Annotated in this window: 14 protein-coding genes; 7 read left to right on the forward strand and 7 right to left on the reverse strand. The window is 59.6% G+C overall.

Translation table 11 applies throughout. The features are described 5' to 3' along the window. Positions 1–305 precede the first annotated feature (305 nt). On the forward strand, positions 306–1178 hold the full coding sequence (locus tag AF70_RS19565; protein ID WP_028940791.1) for a DNA/RNA non-specific endonuclease: 873 nt from the start codon (positions 306–308) through the stop codon (positions 1176–1178). Between the two features lie 182 nt (positions 1179–1360). Here AF70_RS19565 and AF70_RS19570 read toward each other — a convergent pair whose 3' ends face one another. The 4 genes from AF70_RS19570 to AF70_RS19585 form a co-directional block, all read right to left on the reverse strand. Beyond that, positions 1361–2401 (reverse strand): ABC transporter substrate-binding protein, encoded by a 1041-nt coding sequence (locus AF70_RS19570; protein ID WP_028940790.1) that lies wholly within the window; start codon positions 2399–2401, stop codon positions 1361–1363. Positions 2402–2787: 386 nt separating this feature from the next. Next, entirely contained in the window at positions 2788–3753 is a 966-nt protein-coding gene (locus AF70_RS19575) for an FAD:protein FMN transferase (protein WP_028940789.1), read from the reverse strand. Next, positions 3743–5920, reverse strand: a complete 2178-nt coding sequence (locus tag AF70_RS19580) for a PepSY domain-containing protein (protein ID WP_028940788.1) — start codon at positions 5918–5920, stop codon at positions 3743–3745. The genes AF70_RS19575 and AF70_RS19580 overlap by 11 nt, the downstream gene beginning before the upstream one ends. A gap of 24 nt (positions 5921–5944) precedes the next feature. Then, entirely contained in the window at positions 5945–6415 is a 471-nt protein-coding gene (locus AF70_RS19585; protein WP_019578656.1) for a DUF2271 domain-containing protein, read from the reverse strand. A gap of 162 nt (positions 6416–6577) precedes the next feature. Between AF70_RS19585 and AF70_RS19590 the strand changes: the two genes are divergently transcribed. After that, positions 6578–7237, forward strand: coding sequence for a response regulator transcription factor (locus AF70_RS19590; protein WP_018927959.1), 660 nt, complete (start codon positions 6578–6580; stop codon positions 7235–7237). Continuing rightward, complete coding sequence (locus AF70_RS19595) at positions 7234–8574, forward strand: HAMP domain-containing sensor histidine kinase (protein WP_028940787.1); 1341 nt, start codon at positions 7234–7236, stop codon at positions 8572–8574. Before AF70_RS19590 ends, AF70_RS19595 begins: the two co-directional genes overlap by 4 nt. 118 nt (positions 8575–8692) lie before the next feature. On the opposite strand, the gene AF70_RS19600 is transcribed toward AF70_RS19595, so the two are convergent. Then, positions 8693–9358, reverse strand: coding sequence for a bifunctional 2-polyprenyl-6-hydroxyphenol methylase/3-demethylubiquinol 3-O-methyltransferase UbiG (locus tag AF70_RS19600; protein WP_019578659.1), 666 nt, complete (start codon positions 9356–9358; stop codon positions 8693–8695). A 209-nt stretch (positions 9359–9567) separates the two neighbouring features. Here AF70_RS19600 and AF70_RS19605 point away from each other — a divergent pair, with 209 nt between their 5' ends. From AF70_RS19605 to AF70_RS19620, 4 genes are all read left to right on the forward strand, one after another. Beyond that, positions 9568–11349 (forward strand): type I secretion system permease/ATPase, encoded by a 1782-nt coding sequence (locus AF70_RS19605; RefSeq protein WP_028940786.1) that lies wholly within the window; start codon positions 9568–9570, stop codon positions 11347–11349. Next, complete coding sequence (locus AF70_RS19610) at positions 11327–12640, forward strand: HlyD family type I secretion periplasmic adaptor subunit (RefSeq protein ID WP_028940785.1); 1314 nt, start codon at positions 11327–11329, stop codon at positions 12638–12640. The genes AF70_RS19605 and AF70_RS19610 overlap by 23 nt, the downstream gene beginning before the upstream one ends. A 2-nt stretch (positions 12641–12642) precedes the next feature. Continuing rightward, complete coding sequence (locus tag AF70_RS19615; protein ID WP_026331615.1) at positions 12643–14022, forward strand: TolC family outer membrane protein; 1380 nt, start codon at positions 12643–12645, stop codon at positions 14020–14022. A 470-nt stretch (positions 14023–14492) separates the two neighbouring features. Then, positions 14493–15212 carry a LuxR C-terminal-related transcriptional regulator gene (locus tag AF70_RS19620; RefSeq protein ID WP_026331616.1) on the forward strand — a complete coding sequence of 240 codons (720 nt, stop codon included), beginning with the start codon at positions 14493–14495 and terminating at the stop codon, positions 15210–15212. Positions 15213–15496: 284 nt separating this feature from the next. Here the strand turns inward: AF70_RS19620 and AF70_RS19625 are convergent, their stop codons facing one another. Together AF70_RS19625 and AF70_RS19630 are read right to left on the reverse strand one after the other, a co-directional pair. Continuing rightward, positions 15497–19891, reverse strand: a complete 4395-nt coding sequence (locus AF70_RS19625; protein ID WP_032831142.1) for a hypothetical protein — start codon at positions 19889–19891, stop codon at positions 15497–15499. 288 nt (positions 19892–20179) lie between these two features. Further along, positions 20180–22288: DUF5801 repeats-in-toxin domain-containing protein (locus AF70_RS19630; RefSeq protein WP_256677944.1), on the reverse strand; the 2109-nt coding region annotated here is incomplete at its 5' end.

Here is a 22288-nt window from a genome sequence, read left to right on the forward strand (position 1 = left end):
TCTACAAGGAGTACGCACAACGTTTCGCGCCAGTTAACCAGCCCGCTTAGGTATGCCCATTCGACGAGCATGGCCAAGTAGAATGTGTACGCTGCTCAGCACTAATGTGACTTGTGATGGTCAATAAACCCCGCGCGACCGTCAGCGGTCGTACTGCCCGGCGCCGACCGGATCCGCATCGGCAATTTGATCAAGGACAGTGAAAGCATGCTCACCGCAATATAATCCGCAACCGCCTTCACCTGGTTCCGTAAATCGGGACTCGCCGTACGTTTACCCCTCAATCCAATTCGAAGATTTAAAGCATGCACCTACGCAAAATTGCAGTTGGGCTGTCGGCCCTTGTTTTGCTCTCGACCGGGGCACAAGCCCGCAGTCTGCTGGATTTCATCAAGCCGCCCACCCAGCATCAGCAACAAACCTCCCACTCGGGCTCGATCAGCCAGAGCGCGGCGCTGGAGCTCTATTCAAACAAACAGAAACAGGCATCGTTTGACAGCTGCACAGATCTGTTCCCGGCCGCGAAACCGATCAGCATGGCCACTGTGCCTGCCACAATGAAACCCTTGGCCCTGTGTTCCGACAACTTCGCGGTGCTGTACTCGCAAACCAGCAAGACACCGCTGGTAGTGGTCGAACGCCTTAATGCCGCCCAGCTGCAGGATGCCAAAGGGGAGGAGCGCACCAACCAGTTCTATCCGGACCCACGCATTCCCAAGAGTGGGCGGGCAGAGTTGAGCGACTACCGTAGCCAACATCCGGCCGTGGACCGTGGCCATCAATCCCCGGCAGCCGATGCACCGAACCCCAATGCAATGGCCCAATCCTTTGCGTTGTCGAACATGGTGCCGCAAGACCCAACCAACAACCGGAAGATCTGGAGTAAGGTCGAGTCCGATGTCAGAAAGTTTGCCAAACGAGCCGATGGCAATGTCTTTGTCTTTACCGGCCCGCTCTTTGATTCAGGCCACGGCACCGTCGGCGACAACAAGGTCTGGGTGCCGACCCGCCTGTTCAAACTGGTTTACGACGCATCGTCCAAGCGTGCCTGGGCTTACGTACTGCCCAACGCTGAAACTCGCATCGAGAAACCGATGGACTATGACGCTTTCGTGAAGAGTACCGGGCTCAACTTGCTGGGAAATCTACCGGTCACAGGTTCCGTGGGGCGCTCTTGATGGCTTGATGGATTAATCCGTAGCAGCTGTCGAGCCGGGGCGAGGCTGCGTTCGGCTGCGCAGCGGTCGTAAAACCAGAACTTACGGTGCGTCAGGCAGACCGCGTCAGCCGGATTCACGACTGCTTCGCAGCCGAACGCAGCCTCGCAGGCTCGGCCGCTGCTACAGAGAGTGCGTCGCGGCTAGCGCGCCGCCCAAGCGTTGAAGTGTTCTTCCAACTCCTCGCCGTGGTCCACCCAGAACTCCGCATCTACCGACCGGGCCTTGGCCAGGTTGGCTTCGGCCGTCGGCAATTGCTGGCGTACTGGCTCCGGCAGCAGCGCCAGGGCCTGGCGGTGGACGGGGCCGTAAGGGATGTTTTCCGAGAAAACCTTTTGGGCTTGCGGCTGGCTGGCAAACGCGATGAAACGCTCGGCCAGCGCCTTGTTCGGCGACCCTTTGACCACGGCCCAGTATTCCGGGTCGTACAGGCTCTGGGGCCAGACGATGCTCAGGTTCATACCTTCTTTTTGCGCCGAGGCGATACGACCGTTGTAGGCGGCACTCATCACCACGTCACCGGCGATCAACCACTGCGCTGGTTGGGCTCCGGCCTCCCACCACTGGATGCTCGACTTGATCTTGTCGAGCTTGGCGAAGGCTCGGTTCACGCCCTCGGGGGTGCCCAGCACTTTGTAGAGCTGGTCAGGCTTGACGCCATCGGCCAGCAGAGCGATTTCCAGGGTGTACTTGGCGCCTTTGCGCAGGCCGCGCTTGCCCGGAAAGTCGGTTACGTTCCAGAAGTCCGCCCAGGAAGTCGGGGTCTTGGCCAGCTTGTCCTTGTTGAAGGCCATGACCATCGACCAGACGTAGGTGGCCACACCACACTCGGTCAAGGTCCCCGGTACGAACTGGGCCTGGTCGCCAAAACTGGCCTTGTCCAGTCGCTCGAACAAGCCGGCATCACAGCCACGCAACAGTTCCGGACTCTCCACCTCGACCACATCCCAGGTGGCATGGCCCACATCGACCATGGCCTTGATTTTCGACAGTTCGCCATTGTATTCGCCGGCGACGATATGTCCCGCACCGCTTGCATTGAAGGGCTGGAAATAGGCCTTGTCCTGGGCCTGCTTGGTGGCGCCGCCGAACGAAATGACGGTCAGGGCCTGGGGCTCGGCGAGCACGCCGGTGCACAACAGGGCCAGAGAAATAGGAACACAGGTACGTAAGGATAAAGACATGGAACGCTCCCACAGCTGGTTTTTAGAATGGTGTAAAGCCGGGCAGTGCTGGCCAGAGGCCGATAAAGTTCCACCGTGCCGGGCTCTTGGGGCCGGCATCGTTATGAAAAAAGCTTTCATCCGGGAAAGCCGGACCAGAGGTGCTCAGTGCGGTTTGATAGTGCGGCATCAATCGGAAGAGGAAAATTATTAAAAATATGCTTGGGAGCTATAAAAAAGCTCTTCAGCAGTGCAATGCTGATCCGGGTTGTATTCAGATGAAGCGGATCAACCGGTCACTGGGTCTTCTACCGACCTGTTACCAATAAAGGCTCGAACTGGGCGTGGCCGCCCAGGGCGTCATGTTTCATCTGGCGGTTTGATTCGTACTGATTTCGAATGGTCCTTCAGCGCATTTCAATCTGCGCCTGCAACTGGCCGCCGACGATGGATATTTCTTTGAACTGTTCACCGTCGCGCAGCACGAACAACGCGTCCATCCCGCGCTCTTGTGCCAGGCGTGGGCCTTCGGTTTCGCCCAGCACCATCAGCGCCGTGGCCCAGGCGTCGGCGAGTATGCATGAGGCCGCCACCACTGTGACGGCTGCGAGTGCGTTGCACAGTGGTGCGCCGGTGGTCGGGTTCATGGTGTGGGCATAGGACTGCCCCCTCACATCGACCCAGTGTCGGTAGTCTCCGGACGTGGCGATGGCAGCGTCGCTGAGTTCCATCACACCCATGACTTCGCGCACACCCCGGCAGGGTTTTTCAATGGCTACGACCCAGGGTTGAGCATCAGGTTTGACGCCGCGGGCGCGCATCTCGCCATCGATGCCGACCAGATAACGAGTGATGCCAAAACTCTCCAGACAGCGGGCCAGCTCATCGACAGCAAAACCCTTGGCGATACCGTTCAGGTCGAGGTTCAGCGGCGCGCGTTTGCGCACTTGATTACGTTGCGGGTCAACGCTCAGCGCCGCACTGGCGGACAGGCGAGCTTGCGGCGGCAGCGTGTCGAGCATCTGCTCCGTGACGGTCTGTTCGCCGGGGCCGAACCCCCAGGCATTCACCAGATCGCCGACTGCGATGTCGAAGGCGCCGCCGGATTGCTGACTGACACGCAGCGCGGCAGACAGCACCATGGCCAGTTCCTTGGGTACCGGCACCCACTCCTGCTCGGGGGCGGCGTTGAGGCGGTTGAGATCGGAGTCGGGTTTCCAGGTGGACATTTGCTGGTCCACCCGGGCCACGGCGCGTGCCAGGCTATGGTCGATGTTGTCGGTATTGATCCCGGCTTGCGCATAGAACAGGGCGGTGTAACGGGTGCCCATGGTCTCGCCATTCAGGCTGTAGCGTTGTAAGTCAGTAGACATCTTCACGGTAGCGTCCTTGTGCCTTGAGGGTCAGCACACTCAGGTTGATCGGCGCCAGCACTTCATCCAGGGCCTGCATCACGCCCTTAGCCATCTCGCGACCGCCACACACCAACACTTGGGCGCCTTTCTCAATCAACCGGCGCAAGACCAGCGCATCGCTGATCAACCGGTCTTGCACGTAACTGCCATCCATGACCTGGGAGAAGGCGGCACGCAATGCCGTGAGGCGCTGGTCCGCCAGGTAACGTTTGAGCTCTGATTCATAGAGAAAATCCGAAGCCGGGTTACGCCCGCCCCAATACAAGTGCATGGGGTGTCGGGCCTTGTTGTTGCGAATAAAACCGGTCAAGGGACCTATGCCGGTTCCGGCGCCGATCAGGATCACCGGATGCGCGCCCGACGCCGGACGAAATTGTGGGTTGGGCTGGATAAAAGCTTCGATCGACGCACCGAGGTCCAGGTTGTGAAGGAATTGCGAGCACACACCACCTTCGTGTTTACGTACGCAGATTTCCAGCACACCGTCCTGCGAACTGCTGGCCAGCGAGTAGAACCGCGGGATCGCGCTACCAGGGGGCAGAATCCCTGCCAAGTCACCGGCCAGAAACTCCGGCAGCTCGCTGGTTGCCTTGAAGCGTAGTACGTGAGTCGGCGCATTCACCTGTTCGCCGTAGGCAATGCGCTCCATCAGAATCAGTTGATGGGTACGTGGCTGCTCTGGGGTGTGGACCAGCGTCAGGTCCTGCCCCAGTACTTTTCCCAGTGCGCGGCCCCAGCGAGCAAATTCCTGTGCGGACTGGCGGTTGACGGTTTCCAGCTCCAGCAGCGGTGAGCCACCGGCCTGTAACATCGCGTCCTGCACCTGATGGGCGTACTGACAGAACTGCGCAAACTGCCGATCACCCAGGCCCAGCACGGCAAACGGCAGGCCGGGTTTGAGGCCGACCCTGGTCAACCGTGCCAGGAACTGCGAAGCCGAGGCCGGGGCATCGCCGTCGCCGTGGGTCGCGGTGAGGATGAACATGCGTTGGGCATTGCCGTATTCGCTGGTGTATTGATTCATCGCCGCGCTATGTACCCGGTGTCCAGCCTGGTGCAAGGCGTCATGCAAGGTGTTGGCAAAGCCCCAGGTGCTGTTGTTTTCACTGCCGACCAGAATCACGCTGTCGGCGGATTGCGCGGTGCAGTTTTCACGGATGTTCGGAGCGGCCTTGCGGCGGCGCCACCACAGCAGGATGCCGGTCACGCTCATCAACGGCACGCAGAGGGCACAGAGCCCCAGCGGCAGACCAAGCCACCAGAGGCCTTCACCGGTGTGCAATTGATAAATCAATTCGTAGACGTTGCGCATCGAATCGTGGGCTTGATAGGACAGCAAAGTGCCGCTGGTCTGGTCCACGTAACCGTCGCCCTGGGCCGTGCGCAGGGAAAACACGTCTTGCGGGTTATTGGGGTTCGGGTAGACCAGCTCGCGCAGGTCATTCAGGTCAGTGGCCTGCAAGGCTTTCAGGTTCGCCACCGGCAAGGCCGGGCCGGCGCTGACGTGGGCGGGGAAGGTGGGCTCATTCTGACTGCCGTCAGCGATAAAGCCGAAAGTCGTGGCGCACATATAGAGCCCGCTCAGTGCCGACAGCAGCCCAAGCAATGCCAGGCGTCCGACTTCAGCATGCCAGCGCTGGCTGAAGGAACCTCGCAATGGCTGCAACAGGTTGCGCCAGCCGCCCAGCCGCCGGGCCAGCAACAGCGCACCAGACACCGACAGCATCAGCATCAACAGCGCGCCGACTCCAGACACCCCGTGGCCAGGTGTGCCAAGGAACAGCGAGCGGTGCAGGTCTTTCATCCAGCGCGAGAAGGCGGATGGCTCGTAAGGTGTGAGGCCTTGACCGGTCAGTGGATCGACCTTTTCGGCCCCGGCCTGACCGTCCTGGTTGTAGTAGACAATGACCGTCCCGGACGCTGTGCGCTGGATCTGTTCCACGCCCTGGAAATGGCTGGCTATGCGCCCGGCGAGTTGACTGACGTTGACTTGCCCGGCAGCGGTGGACGTGGTGTGCAGGCGTTCCAGGGCGGGGTCGACTGATAGAATCGCGCCGCTGATGGCCAACAGCATGACCAGCAGGGCGGCGATCAGGCCGGGCAGGGAATGGAACTGGCGAAGCATGTTCAGCCTCCAGAATGGCCAGTGCTACAGATCGTAAGTAAAGGACTCGACGTAGGCGCTGCCGGTCGCCGGCTTGCCTGTGCCCTTGGACGTCAGGGGCACGCTGACATCGGCGCGGGCATCACGTTTGTCCTCGACGGCGCTGTCGATGCGGATTTGATAGCCGGCATCGATCAGGGTGTCTGCCAGTTCGACACTGACTTTGAGGGTGCGCCCACTGCCGACGCTGGCGCCGCTGACCCCGTCAAACTCGCTCGGGTTCATCCCGCTTCCACGGGCCCAGTCGGCCAGATGCTTGTAATACTTGGCCTTCTTGCCGGCCACCCAGAGGGTTTTCTGGTATTGGCCAGTGGCGTTGGTGACGTAGATCGCCAGATACGCATCATTGCCGCTGTAGTCCTTGAGCTGAGTGGTCAAGGTCACTTCACGGGCCTGGACCAGCCCTGGCAGGGCAACGGCGCCGGCGAGGCAGGATGCAGCGATAATTTTTTTCATGGGATTGTCCTTTTGATCGTTGGGTCCAGATCCTGGACTTGCTTGCTGACAGCAACCTGAAGCGCAGTAAAAATCATCGATAGATGAACTCACCTGAATCTTCAGATTCACGTCAGGTAAGACGATTAAGGTGCTGCACGATAACCATCAAGGAGGTGCCAGATGCGGGTTTTATTGGTCGAGGACGCACCGGGGTTGGGGGAGGCGGTGCGCGAACAGATCGCCGATGACGGCCACGCCGTCGATTGGGTGCAGCGCCTGGAGCATGCGCGCAACAGTGTGCGCACTACCCCTTACGACCTGATCCTGCTTGACCTGATGTTGCCGGACGGTGGCGGGCTGGATTTTTTGCGTCAGCAGCGTTCCGCAGGGGATGCAACGCCGGTGATCATCCTGACCGCCCAGGATCAGATATCCGATCGTATCGCCGGCCTCAATGCCGGGGCCGATGATTATCTGGTCAAACCGTTCGACCTGTTTGAACTATCGGCCCGTGTGGCTGCAGTGGCTCGCCGCTATAGTGGCAACCCCAACCCGCAGATCAAACTCGGCGAATTGCAGATCGATATGAGTGCCCGTACGGTGCAGCGGGCCGGTGCGACTGTGGACCTCACGGCGCGGGAGTGGGCGCTGTTCGAGGCATTTGTCCAGCGCCCCAGCGCACTGCTGTCCAAGGCGCAGCTCGAAGAACGGTTGTACGCTTTCGGTGCCGAAATCGAGAGCAACACAATCGAGGTCTATATCAGCCGATTGCGTAAGAAACTCGGGCGCGACCTGATTGAAACCGTGCGCGGCATGGGCTACCGGTTGACGTCCGCATGAAGTCGTCCAGCCTGCAAAAACGTCTCGGCCTAGGCTTGACCCTGGGCATGACCTTGCTTTGGCTGGGGGCGACCGTCGGCGCATGGCTGGTGGTGCAACATGAGTTGAATGAGGCATTCGACAGCGCGCTGGAAGAGACGGCGCAACGCATGCTGCCCCTGGTCGTACTGGAAATCAGCAATCGGGAAAAGCCCGATGAGACACACCACGTGGCCCCCCTGACAATGCACAAGGAATACCTGACCTATCTGGTGCGCGATGCGAGGGGCAAGATCCTGATGCAATCCCACGACGCCAACCCGAACATCTTCAACAAACAACCGACCGAAGGTTTCTCCACCACTGAAAAATACCGTCTGTATGGCGCCAGTGCGTTGCGGGAAACGCTGTTCATCGAAATCGCCGAGCCCCTTGGCCATCGCCGTGAGGCCGCGCGGGAAGCCTTGTTTGCCTTGCTGATGCCGCTATTGGCGCTGATTCCCATCAGCCTGTTGGGCACCTGGTTATTCGTGCGCATCAGCCTGCGCAGCGTATTGGCCTATCGTCGAGCGGTGGAGGCCCGTGGGGTGGGTGATCTGTCACCGATCAAAACGTCGCGCCTGCCGGCCGAAATCGATCCGCTGGCTGATGCGGTCAACCATTTGCTGGAGCGTTTGCGCAAGGCCCTGGAGGCCGAACGTAGTTTTACCGCCAATAGCGCTCATGAACTGCGCACGCCACTGGCCGCTACCCTGGCGCAGGTCCAGCGGCTGCGTCACGAAGCGCCCGAAGGTCCGCTGCGAGTGCGCGCGGCAAAGATCGAAAACTCGTTGCGCGAGTTGGCGCGGCTCTCGGAAAAGCTCATGCAACTGGCCAAGGCCGAGGGAGGTGGGCTGCTGTCCGAAACGCCCCAGGATCTCGTTCCGTTGCTGGTCCATGTGGTTGATGAGTGGAACCATAGCAGCGCTCGCCACATTGAGCTGCAGCTGCCAACCCAGGCCTGCGTGTACTCGGTCATTGATCCAGACGCTTTCGGTATTCTGTTGCGCAACCTGATCGAGAATGCGCTGAAGTACGGTGCGATGGATCAACCGATCGAAGTCAGCCTGACCGACCAGGCGCTGCTACGGGTGGTCAACGGTGGCCCGGTGGTGCCGGAGCCCGTGTTGCAGCACCTGACCGAGCGTTTTGTGCGCGGTCACAGTGAAGCCAGCGGGTCAGGGTTGGGGTTGGCGATTGCCAAAACCATTGTGCAGGGGGTCAACGCGCGAATGATGCTGGTGTCGCCGGCAACAGGTCGACAGGAGGGATTCGAAGTCTGCGTCTGGTTACCGCTAGTTTCCGCTGTCGAAGGCTGAGGGCATGCTTGGCACGTGCTAACTGTTCGCCACTATTTTCTCTGGCTGCCCATGGACGAGGAGAGTCCGGGCAGAATTACAGCACCGATCTCAGACCAGGTTGACAGGTGTAAAAGCGTTATCGCTCAGCCACCAACAACAACGACTGCGGCACCGGACTTTGCGGGTGCTGCGGCTCTTGCAGGCTGGCCAGCCGAAAACCGGCCATGTCCAGGGCATTGAGCCAACTGGACAAGGTGCGCGAGTACCACGGCATGGGTTGCCACTGCCCCTTGAACCCGGCGAAGGTCTCTTCCCGCCAACCGTCCTGATAGTCGCCCGCCGCCGCAGTCCACGGATGCAGCGTCTGGATCACCAGCGCGCCGCCGGGGGCGAGCAGGGCGTTCATGGCGGCGAGCAGGGGGATGATGTCCTGGTGCAACAGGGCGAAGTTGGCGCAGATCAGGTCGTAGTCGCTGCCGATGTCCACCTTGGCCTCTACCAACTCCTCATAGCTCGCCAAATGCACCCGCGAAGAGCCCGCCGCCCGCGCTGCCTCGACCAGTGTCGCATCGCCATCCACACCGACCGCCTCGATGGCCCGTTCAGCCAGCGCACGCAACAGCCAGCCCTCGCCGCAGCCCAGGTCGAGCACGCGCTCGGGTTGGCGGCCCAGTATCGCCAGCAGGATTGCCTGGTCGGTGACTTTGAGTCGGCTTTCGATGGTGCCGGTGCGGATAGCCTCGATCCAGGGCTTGGCGTTGTGGTGCCAGCTCTGGAGGAGGGTGGATTCGGGGCTGGGCATTTCGATGTCCGCAGTGATGAGTTGGAGGGAAGGATAGGACAAGTACTGGCGGAACGGATCTTGTCGGTGACGCTTTACTTGCGTCCAGTCGAAATGACCGTCAACCCGGGATAAAACTCGTTGCCTGAAGCGATCTGGCCAACGGCTGCGCACAGTCGTTCGGCATGATCTAAGCTCCTCAAGGTATGACTTCCCGAGCAGGGGTTTCCATGCGAAACACACCTGAAAACAGTCTGAAAATAGCGTTGAAAGCCTGTAGAGACAGCTTTGTTTCTGTTGGCTTTTTCAGCTTTTTCATCAACGCGCTGATGCTCGTTCCTACCTTCTATATGCTTCAGGTGTATGGACGAGTGGTCACCAGCGGCAGTCTGACCACCCTGGCCATGTTGACGCTGATCATGACCGGGCTGGTGGTCACGCTCGGCGCGCTGGAATGGGTCCGTTCGCGCATCATGGTTCGGGTCAGTACCCGGCTGGATGTGTTGCTGGGTCGCCAGGTCTATAAGGCCAGTTTCAAACGGGCGCTGGACAGTGGCGGCATGGATGCCTCGGCCCAGCCGCTCAACGACTTGACGGGCTTGAGACAGTTTCTCTCCGGTAATGGATTGTTCGCCTTTTTCGATGCGCCCTGGTTGCCTATCTACGTCGCTGTGATGTTCATGTTCCATCCCTGGTATGGCTGGGTAGCGGTGGGCAGTGCGTTGTTGTTGTTATTTCTCGCATTTCTCAACGAGAGGTTGACGGGGCCGACACTTGCCCAGGCTAACAAGGAACATATTGGCGCGACGCTCCACACCACGAAAAATCTGCGCAACGCTGAAGTCATCGAGTCCATGGGCATGCTAGAAACCCTGATGGACCGCTGGGGGCGTCGCCAGAGAAATGTCCTGTTGCTGCAATCCGGGGCGAGCGATAGAGGTGGCATCATCAGTACGCTTTCCAGGTCCATCCGGATCCTGGTGCAATCGCTGATCCTGGGTCTGGGGGCGTACCTGACCGTGGACCACCAGGTGGGGCCAGGCATGGTGTTTGCCGGGTCCGTGCTGCTAGGGCGCGCCTTGGCCCCCATCGATCTGATCATCGGCAGCTGGAAGGGCTTTATTGCAGCCCGCTCGCAGTACCGCCGTCTCAACGACATCCTCGACAAACAACAGGCTCAGCCCGAGCGTATGTCATTGCCTGCGCCTAAAGGGAACGTGCAGGTGGAGAGTTTAGTCGTCGCGGCACCTGGCTCGAAAACCCCGATCATCAACAACATTAGTTTCAACGTACCTGCTGGCTGCGTTGTCGGAATCATCGGTCCAAGTGCCGCGGGCAAGTCCACGCTGGCCAGGGCACTGATGGGGGTATGGGCGCCGCAGCATGGGGTGGTCCGACTCGATGGCGCGGACATCAGCGCGTGGGACAAACATGAACTTGGGCCGTACATAGGTTACTTGCCCCAGGACATTGAGTTATTCGAAGGCAGCATCAGCGAGAACATAGCCCGCTTCACCGAGGTCGATTCCGAGAAAGTCATTCTGGCGGCCAAGACTGCTGGCGTTCACGAAATGATTCTGCAGTTACCCGATGGCTATGACACCGTCATTGGCAGCGATGGCGTCATGCTGTCGGGAGGGCAGCGCCAACGCATAGGCCTGGCCCGCGCCCTGTATGGCAACCCGCGGCTGATTATTCTCGACGAGCCCAATTCCAATCTCGACGAAGTTGGTGATCGCGCCTTGGCGGCGGCCATCCAGCAGATCAAGCTGACAGGGGCAACCCTCTTTGTGATTACCCACCGAACCAACATCGTGTCCCAACTTGACCGGCTGATGGTGATGATCGGTGGCACCATCAGTCACTATGGACCACGCGAGCAAGTGCTGGCCGAACTCAATGCGCAGCAGGCGCAAAGGCACGCCACACAAGCAGGTGCAAGCGTGGCTTCGGTGGCTACTCGTAAGGGCGATGCCGATGAACCGTACGATGCTCAGTCGTCAAATGGATAACTTCGCCGATCTGGCGGTATCTGATCGAAAGATCCGTCGCCTGGGTTTTGGCATTGTATTGATGACCTTCGGGGTGTTCGGCACCTGGGCGGCGATCGCACCGCTCGATGGCGCTGCTTACGCGCCTGGCGTGGTCACCGTGCAGGCTTACCGAAAAACGGTACAACACCTCGAAGGTGGCATCGTCAAAGAGGTGCTGGTCCATGACGGTGACATCGTCAAGCAAGATGATCCGCTGATTGTTCTCGATGATGCCCAGCTGCGAGCCGAATACGAGATGACCCGAGGCCAGCTCATTGCCGCCAAAGCCATGGAGGCAAGACTCAAGGCTGAGCGGGACAATCTGCCGGTGATTGACTTTGGCGTCATGACCGATCCCGACAGTCTGCGAGGTGCCGAAGCCCGCCAGGGTGAGACCCAGGTATTCAATGCACGACGGGGGTCACGGCTGGGCCAGATATCGGTGCTGCAAGAGCGCATTGGTCAGTTGAATCAACAGATCAAGGGGCTGGAGGCGATGATTGGTGTCAAGGGCCAACTGAATAAATCCTACAGCGGTGAAATCGTTGAATTGACCGACATGTTGTCGCAAGGATTCGTCGACAAACAACGTCTGCTTGAGCAGCAGCGCAAGCTTGAAATGGTCAAGTCCGAATTGGCCGACCACCGTTCCACCATTACCAGGACTCGCCTGCAGATCAACGAAACACAGCTGCAGATTCTACAAGTCGATAAAGACTTTAATGCCGACGTCGCCAAACAATTGGCCGAGGTTCAGACCAAAATCTACGACCTGCAAGAAAGAGCTTCCGCCTTGGAGGACCGGCTCAGCCATATCATCATCCGCGCACCCGAGGCGGGTATGGTGATTGGCATGACGGTGCATACGATTGGTGGCGTCGTGCGCCCGGCGACGCCGCTGCTGGACATTGTTCCATCGGTTTCCGAACTGGTCATAGAGGCCCAGGTGGCACCGGTCGATATCGACCGCATCGCCATCGGCAAGCGTGCCGATATTCGTTTCGGCGCGTTCAAAAGCTCGACCACTCCGGTGATCGAGGGCGTGGTCAGTAGCGTGTCGGCAGACCGGCTGACCAACGAAAAGACCGGTGCGGGCTATTACCTGGCGCGGGTTCGGGTAACCGAAGCTGGTGTGCGTACCTTGGGTGAGCGCAAGTTATTGCCGGGGATGCCGGCGGACGTGTTGATCATCACCGGGGAACGCACGCTATTGCATTACTTGATGCAGCCGGCCCGTGATGTCATGTCTCAATCAATGATCGAGGAATGATCATGCGAGCGTCGACAGTTCTGCTGGGCGGGGCGTTCATGTTTGCCGCGGGTCCCGTTCTGGCGCAAACCACTGAAGCAAAGCCGACCGGGGTCAGTGCCTCGACGTATTCCACCGACCTCATGCAGTTATATCGCGAAGCCCGGTTGGAAGATCCGAAGGTATTGGCCTCCTTTGCGCGAGCGAAGGCGGGCCAGGAACATCAGCGCGAGGCCCTGGGTTCGCTGTTGCCACAGGTATCGCTCAACGCCGGGCAGAACCGGATTCATCAGGAGAACGACCTGGTGCAGCGCAGTTACGATAGCGAAATCTACAGCCTGGTGCTGCGTCAGTACCTCTACAACAAGGCCGCGTGGGAGAACTACCAAAAATTCAAAAGCCTGGCCAAGCAATCAGAATCGGAAGCGCTGGAAACCCAAGCCGAGGCCACAGTGGAATTGGCGCAGCGTTACTTCGCCGCGTTGGCGGCCGAGGATGAGCTGGAGTTGGTGAAGGCGGAGCGTCAAACCACGCAAAAGAGTCTGGACAGAGTCAATGCGTTGTACGAAAAGCAGCTGGCAATGATTACCGATCAGCTCGACCTCAAGGCCCGGGTGGATTTGCTGGCGGCGCAGGAACTGGATGCACGGAACCAGGCCAGTATCACGCGCGAGGCACTGGCGGAGATCGTCGGCCGGCCGGTCAAGGAGAAGCTCAACCGGATTCGCGATGACGTACAGCTACAGGTGTCGGCACAGAGTCTTGATTCGTGGGTCCGCGAGGGTATAGAGCAAAACCCGGCGCTCAAGGCCAACCAAAGCGGTGTCGAAGCAGCAGGCGCTGCGTTGCGCAGCGGCAAGGGCGGGCACTATCCAACCGTGAGCCTTACGCTGAGCGCGCAGCAGACCAACGAGGGCTACAACAACTCCCTGGCGCCCCGTACCGACAGTTATGTCGCCGGTATTGGCGTGCAAGTGCCGATATACAGCGGCGGTTCAACCTCGGCGCGGGTGCGTGGGCTCTACCAGGATCAGATTGTGGCGGAGCAGCAACTGGAATCAGTCCAGCGCCAGGTGGTCAAGGAGATCACCACCGCTTACCTGACGGCCAACTCGAGCGCAGAAAAGATCAGTGCAAGCCGACATGCCTTGGCCTCGGCACAGCTGTCCAGAGTGGCGGCAGAGAAAGGACTCAGTTACGGAATGGTCAATGCCGTCGATGTACTGACCAGCGTACGCAACGAATTCCGGGCTCGTCGAGATCTGCTCAAGACGCAATACGACTTCGTCACCAATGTCTTCACGCTCAATCGCTGGGCGGGAAAACCGCCTGTCGAGGGTGTCGAAAACGTTAATGCCTGGTTGGGCCCGGGCAGCTCCAGCCAAAGCCTCACATCCCCCTGATCCTGCCAGCAATACCGATCTTGTATTCCGGCCTGACTGGACGCTGCCAGGCTGGTTTTTCAATGCGTGCTCGACAGATTTCGACGATAAATTGACGCCATTATTACTTCTGTACTTGTTCGTGCGCCATTCGTCGGTTAATTGACGATTTGGTCGGGGTCAGACTTTGGTTTCGAGCCGCCAAGTTCGAAGCTATTACATTGATTTTAAAGAGTTTTATATCTATTTTGAGCGTCTCCCGTGCTATCCGTATAAGGCTTGAGTCGACGACTGGCAGATGGGCGGGCCGGCAGCGTGCTGTGCTGGCCTAGACTCAGTTGAGCGGCTGGCAGTAGCACATCATCATGCGCAAGCCATTGATGATTATTCCTATTTATGTCGTTTCGATGGCTTTGCCCGGCGAGTTGCTGATCCAGAAAGGCCAGCGGGTGTAAGGCCATAGTCCATCTTTCAAGGGAGTCAGGAAAGTAATGACGGCCCAAAGAAATCCAATACGCGTGATGCTGATCGATTGTCGTCCCCTCGTGCTCATGGGTCTTCAAGACGTGATCAATGCCCGAAAGCCTCAGATGGAAGTGAGCGGCCAGGCCACCACCTATACCAACGCGCTGGACCTTGCCGATCAGTTGCATCCCGATGTCATTTTTTTCAGTTTCTTTCCGGATGCGCTGAACCCGCTGTCGGTCATCACCGGACTCGCCCGTAGCGCCGAAATGAAAGTGCTGGTGCTCAAGGGCCTGTACGAAACCGTCCCCGTTGCCCAGGCGATAGAAGCGGGCGCACGCGGCATCGTGCTGGCGGAAGACCCGACGGAATCGATCATTCGCGCCATCATCCAGGTCCACCATCGCGACATCGGACAGAATAGGTCTTGGGCTGTTGGGCTTTCCGGTTATGCCGCGACCGGGCATATGCCCTTGAAACGCAATTCGGAGCAGGCGAAACAGGCGCAGCTGACGCTGCGCGAGAGGGAACTGATTCGCGCCATCGTGGGGGATCCGTCCGCCAAATACATGTGCATCGCCGGGCGCCTGGGCATCAGTGAACACACTGTGCATAACCACCTCAGCAACATCTATCAAAAGCTTCATCTCGTTAATCGCATCGACTTGCTGATGTACGCGCAGAAGCATGGGCTCACCAACAACAACGAAGACCCGCCCGAGTCCACTCGGGCACAATCGGACTGACGGGTGCGCGCCACGGTGTGGCGCAGGCAGGGGACAAACGGGCTCCTGTACCCCCTCCAATCCCGTCAATAGCTTCTACCCAACCCCCAAATACCCCTGGACCCATCGTTTTGCTGTGCAGCAGCGTCAGAGGCTGTTTGCGGCGTTGGCGTGCGTGGTGTCAAAGACTTTGCACCCCTTGAACCCGGGAAGCTCGTCTGGCCTCGTTGGCTCAGGAACGAAGCGACCCAAATGAAAACGGCCTGGCCCCTTGTGGGAGCCAGGCCGTTTGCCCTCAGTGATGTTCAGACAATGTCAGTGCTTGCGATGTGGGTCACACCGACCAACTCGATGATGGTGGTAATGCCATTGCCGTCGGCATCAAATGCCAGGTAGCCGTCGCCTCCAACGACGCCGAAGTAGTATTTCGTCGTGCCGTCCAGCGCGGTATCGGCGGCGGCGGTGAACGCCGCCAGGTTGGTGGCTGGTGCCGGCACTTCGGTAAAGTTCGTCACCGAACCCGCCACTGTGAAGTCCAGCTTGTCAGTGCCAGTGGCAAAGCCGCCATCGACGACAGTCAAGACCGTGGAGAGCAGCCCGTCGACGTCGGTGTCGGCGATCACGAACGTGTTCACCCCCGTTGAGGCCGTCACGCGGTTGTCGCCAACAATCGTTACGTCCAGGGTTTGCGTGGCCGTTGTGTCAGCGTCGGCATCCGTCAGCGCCACATCGAAGGTCAGGTGGGCGTCCGGTGTAGTCGTGGACACGAAGCCGATGTTGACGATCTTGATGGGTTCGTTATTGCCCTCAGTCGTGTCGCCGCCGAAAGCTGTCAGGCTGGAACTGAGCGTTGCGCCCTCAATCCCCGGAGTCGCGGGATTGTCGATGGCCCCATTGAGCTGGTACCCGGTTCCGCTTGTGTTTTGGGTCGATGTCACCACTTGCGCGCCCTGGATCGAGTAGTGTTCTGTGCCGAAGTTGTAGTCATTGCTCTCGAAGACCACGATGCCGTTCTGTGCCTTGGCCACGAAGCCGTAGGCGGGCACACTGTCATTGAGAACGTCGTCGTTACCGACGGAGTTCCCAACAATGAAGGTCCGATTGATGGTTGCCCCGGAAACATCATCAACCAGCTTCAATACCACCACCATGTCTTTGCCGGCGCCAATACCGGCTTGTGTGAACTCGATAAAGATTGCCTTGCTCGTGGCCCTGTCCAGGAGAGAATCGGTGTGCCCTTTCGGATTTGCCTTGTAAAAGTCCAGATCAATCACCTCGTCCGATTGGAGTGTGTCGCTGGCAGCGCCAATCGAATCCGATGAGACCGTGACATACCGTCGATCATTCGAGAACAAGCCTGTGCCGGAGTCATAAGCGAAGGTTTGCGGCGTCCCATTATTCACGCCAAATCCTTCGAACTGCACAAAGAAGTTGCTGGCAAGCGTCATCACCGAGACTGGCGGATTCGATCCAACGGTCGTGTCTGAGTTAAGCGCATAGCCCTGCAGGGGGTTTCCAGGCGTCGAGGTGTTCAGGATGCTGAAGCTCTGAATCTCCTGATCCAGTTTCAAGGTATAGGTGTCAGCCACCTTGTCAAAGATCAGCGTGCCGGTGGCGTTGCTGGTCGCTCCCTGCGCCGGATTGTTGGACACGTAGGTGAAGCCCACGTTGAACGTCGCCTGGCTATCAGTCTCCGAGACCCAACTCACCGATTTGTTGGTGATGGCGTTCGTACCGACCGTGACGCCCGTGAGGGCCACGGACAGGAAGTCGGAGTTCGAAGCGCTGTAAGGTGTCGCGTGGGTGTCCGCGCCAATCGAGTAACCGAAGACACCCGTTCCACCGTGATCCGTCACAAGCGACCCGTTGCTGCTGTTCGCATAGATCAGGTTCGACTTGGCCGTCACGATTGGCGTGTCGTCGTCGACGGTAATGACCAGTTTCTCGGCTGCGGCCGTCACCGTGTCGCCATCGTAGTCGGTGGCTTGCAGCAGCGTGCCCAGGTTGATGGTGATATCGTTCTCATCGTTGCCAGCCGCGTGATCCAGCTGCTTGAGCAGCGTGAAGGTGTAGGCACCCGCTGCGGTGAGGCTGAACGTGAACACGTCGGCACCGGCTACGCCGGCCTTGGCGGTGAGCGTGTCGCCCGCGACGCTGTACACCAGCGCCACCCCGCCCGAGCTCAGCGCCGGCAAGCCGCTGGTGACACTCGACAAGGCATAGCTCAGCGGCGTATCGGCGCCGGACTGGAAGATGCCGGTCACGCTGCCGGTGGCCGTGGTCGCCTCGCCAGCCACGTCGCCCGTACCACCGGGAATGCCATTGGTCAGGCCGTCCTCGTCGACGGTTCCCGTCACGGCAGTTCCGGTCGCCGTCGGCGTGTCGTCGTCGACGGTGATGACCAGCTTCTCGGCCGCGGCCGTCACTGTGTCACCGTCCTTGTCGGTGGCTTGCAGCAGTGAGCCCAGGTTGATGGTGATGTCGTTCTCGTTGTTGCCTGCCGCGTGATCCAGCGGCTTGAGCAGCGTAAAGGTGTAGGCCCCCGCTGCGGTGAGGCTGAAGGTGAATACGTCGGTCGCGCCGGCCGTGGCGGTGAGCGTGTTACCCAAGACGCTGTATACCAGCGCCACCCCGCCAGAGCTCAGCGCCGGCAAGCCGCTGGTGTCACTCGACAAGGCATAGGTCAGCGGCGTATCGGCGCCGGACTGGAAGATACCGGTCACGCTGCCGGTGGCCGTGGTCGCCTCGCCAGCCACGTCGCCCACACCACCGGCAATGCCATTGGTCAGGCCGTCCTCGTCGACGGTTCCCGTCACGGCGGTCCCGGTCGCCGTCGGCGTATCGTCGTCGACGGTGATGACCAGTTTCTCGGCCGCGGCCGTCACCGTGTCACCGTCCTTGTCGGTGGCTTTCAGCAGTGAACCCAGGTTGATGGTGATGTCGTTCTCGTCGTTGCCTGCCGCGTGATCCAGCGGCTTGAGCAGGGTAAAGGTGTAGGCGCCCGCTGCGGTGAGGCTGAAGGTGAATACGTCGGTCGTACCGGCCTTGGCGGTGAGCGTGTTACCCAAGACGCTGTACACCAGCGCCACTCCACCCGAGCTCAGCGCCGCCAAGCCGCTGGTGTCACTCGACAAGGCGTAGGTCAGCGGCGTGTCGACGCCGGACTGGAAGATGCCGGTCACGCTGCCGGTGGCCGTGGTCGCCTCGCCAGTCACGTCGCCCACACCACCGGCAATGCCATTGGTCAGGCCGTCCTCGTCGACGGTTCCCGTTACAGCGGTCCCGGCTGCCGCCGGTCCGTCGTCTTCGAAGATCATCTGGGAGCCGACTTCGGCTTTCGTAATAGAGGCTTGGAGCAGGTGAAGGCCGTCGATATCAAAATCGGCGTGGGTATTGCCCTTGGCGTCGAGGGCCGCCCCGTTCTCGATGAGCACTCGGTTGTGATCCAGCGTTGTGGTGTATTCAATCTGATAGCCGGCTTTAATACCGGTGAGGGTTGCAACCCCAGCCGCAAAGCTGATGGTAATGGCCGGATCATTCTCCGGTCCGTTTGAATTCTCGATCACTTGCCCGGTGCTGAGGTTGATGACGCGAACACTGGTGATGGGAATCGCCGAATCATCCGCATATCCGTCGATGAAGTCCGTTTTAGGTTCAGGATCGGTGCTGAATGCGCTGATTTTTACGACAGCACTCTTGCCGCTTTGCAACTGCACGACGTCGAAACTGACCGTTTTCACATTGACGACGCCGGTAAAATCGATGTTGGACTCAAGATCGGCTTCATTCTGATCCAGGTTGGGAATGGTCACATTCTGCCTGGCACCCGAGACGAACGAAAAACGAATGCCTTCCTGTTCCGTAATCATCTGGTTGTTGGTGCCGAAGGTGGTCGGCCCGCCCGCCTGGCTGGTATTGATCGTGTCGCCAGTCGTTATATTGATGTCGTCGGCCGTGCTGTTGGGGTCAAGCCCGGACTGATTCGCCGGTAGCTTGCCGGTGGCAATGACGGCGGGATCCGTGATCCGCAAGACACCACCGTCGTTGACAACAGTCGGGGTCGCTGTCGTGAACATCAGAAAGAGGTTCTGACCGGAAGGAGCATTCTGGAGGCTGAACTCCAGGTTCTGACTGGCTCCGATGAAAACCAAACCCGTCAGATCGACCGAGTCATCGGAACCGGGGTTCGTAATATTTGGATGCTTGAGCGGTTGGTACTCCACGGTCCAGATCTTGCCACCCGTGACCGGCGATCCGGTTTCGTCGATATAGGCAGCGAACACGATCGCGCCACCTGCCCCAGCTCGGCCCACAAGGATATTGTTGTTCACCGTATCGGTATAGAGAAGGATGCTGGTGCCATCGAGGGTAAACAGTCCGCTGTCCACGCCATTGAGTGGCGCGCCATTGCTGCCAACGAAGCTGACATCGGTAGCGCTTGTTGCGCCGCTGATGGTGAACGCATCACTGCCGGTGTTCCCCACGGCACCGGTATAACCACTCAAGGCCGCATCCATTGCGGTACCTGCCCCAAGGGCGGTCAAACGGGTAGAGAAGGCCGAGGGCAGGGGTGTCGCCGTGTCGTTGTCGTTAGCGTCTTCCGCAGCGCCTGGCGTGGCGGTGGCGTTCTGCAACCCGGTCGTTTCGTCCAGCGTAACGTCCACGCCGGTGGACACGACGCTCAGAGTGCTAATAGTCATGACTTTTCCTGTGCAGTTGCGGTCATCGAGGCCTGACCGTTGGACCGTTGATCTTCGCGCAACTATGGCAAGGCGCCGGGGTACTGCGCATCGACCGATACTCCCAGACGGGCTGGGAGTTTCAGACTACTTGGGAGGGGGAAACGGGATGAGGACGCGAAGGCGCGGCGCCGCCTATTCCGTTTGGGGCATGCCGCCTGCGATTCGTGCGAATTTCATATCAGAACTGCAAAAGACAATGTGAGGGTGGTTTTCACCACCCTCACATTGTTTTACATGCGCGCTGCCTCAGGCGCTGCCATGGACAATGTCGGTATTCAGAACATCAACCCCGACCAAGGTGATGGTCGTGATTTGTCCTCCCGTTTCGGCAACCGTCACGATGCTGTCTGCGCCGCTGTTGTCGATCGACTGGACAACGGCGTTCTGGTCGCCGTTGAGCACCAGCGTGTCGCGCAGTCCTGCGCTCGCATCGAAGCCGGTGACCTGATACTTGTTCTGGGTGAATGACAAATCGACGTTGAAGGCATCCCGCTCACCGCTCGTGCCCACCAGTGTGAAGTCGAAGGTGGTGCCCAAGTCGTTGGCGAACAGGTTGGCGTCGAACGTACTCGTCGCCGAGTCCCCATCCTTGTCCGTCAGCGTCGCGTTGAACGCCAGCTTGACATCGCTGGCCAGGCTCTCGGTCTCATGAGTGAACTCGATCGTCGGGATCTTGATCTCGCCTCGACCCATCGTGAGCTGAACCGCGTCGATCAGCTTCGTGCCCTGCTGCTCAATGAGGAAGGACACCTGTCCACCGGCCTCCGGCGTCAGGGTGTTCACCTCGGTGAGGTTCGAGAACGTGCCATCGTCATAGTAGGCCCTGTAGTACAGGTCCTCGGTCGCCGTGTTGTACCCCCCCACGGAGTTGTCGATGAAGACCTTCACGCTCGTCAGCAGGCTTTCCGGGTTGATCACGAAGCTTTCATCGGCATTGCTGATGGCCGCCAGGTTGTCTCCCTGGAACAGGTTATTGGCGATACCGATGCCCGCCGTGCTGACGTTCATGGCCGCCGGGTCGATGTACGACGGCAGCGGGTTGGTCTGTAGCTGGGCTTCGGTGGGGTCGGGGGCTCCAAGCCCGATACCGGTCAGGATGTCCGCAGTCGACGCCGTTGCCTTCGCGGAAAAGAACACAATCTCCTCAGATGGCGAAGGAATAGTCGGCGGATTCTGCGGCGGGATTAACAAGGTGCGCACCGGATCCGGGCCGCCGGCACTGAGCGAGCCGTCGGCACTACTGAGCACGATCTGCGAACTGAAGCCTTGCACCAGGTCCAGTGCATAGGTGCCATTGGCAAAGGCGGTCAGCGTGTAGTCAACGGTGGTATTCGCGGTGGCGGCGTTGTTGTCGAAATCGCCGGTCAGAGTCCCTGCGAAGTGGAACGCGCCATTGACGTCCGGTGAGGGCGATTGCTCGGTGAGCGTGCCGGTTCCGGTCGTGGTCGTGTTGTCTGGCCTGACGAGGGTGAATTGGTTATTCACCAACGAAATATCCAGACCTGTTGCACCCAGTCCGTCGGCTCCGGCCGAGTGATCCCAGTACCCTTGTTGTGGAAGGATGCTACCGGTGCCGATCAGGTTGCCAAAGGCGAGTGTAGGGCCGTCGTCCTGGAACACCAGGTTTTGTCCGATGTTCAGGGTGGCATGGGCACTGTCGCCGTCCTTGTCGGTGATGGTTGCGGTCAGGGTCACCAGATTGTCCGAGCTCAGACTGGTCGAATCATTCGGATTGGTTGGGTCGGGATGCACCACGGCCCGTTGCTGGTCGAGGGTGACATCGCCATTAGCCGCCACGCTGACGGTGAACACCAGCAGGTTGGTGATGGCCGTGCGGCCTTCGACCACGCTGCCGTTGAGCGACAGGTTGACCGCCTCACCGGTGGCCGTATCGGTCAGTCCGGAGCCTCCGGCCACCACGCCCAACGCATAGGTCAGCGTGCCCGCACCATCAGCGCCAAACGCCGAGCTGAAGTTGGCGGTAAAGCTCTGGGTATCGTTGGTGGCCAGTACCGTTTCGTCGACCGTCAGGACTGGCTCCGTGCCGGTGGTGCTGATGCTTGGCCCGTCATCCTTGAACACCAGGTTTTGGCCGATGTTCAGCGTGGCATGGGCACTGTCGCCGTCCTTGTCGGTGATGGTGGCGGTCAGGGTCACCAGATTATCCGAGGTCAGCGTCTTCGAATCATCCGGATTGGTTGGATCGGGATGCACCACCGCCCGGATCTGGTCGAGGGTGACGTCACCATTGGCGGCGACGCTGACGGTGAATACCAGATCGTTGCTAATCGCCGTGCGGCCTTCCACGACTGTACCGTTAAGCGACAAATTCACCGCTTGGCCGGTAGCGGTATC

Origin of the sequence: Pseudomonas sp. KD5 (genome assembly GCF_012932895.1) — a bacterium.
Classification (GTDB): Bacteria; Pseudomonadota; Gammaproteobacteria; order Pseudomonadales; family Pseudomonadaceae; genus Aquipseudomonas.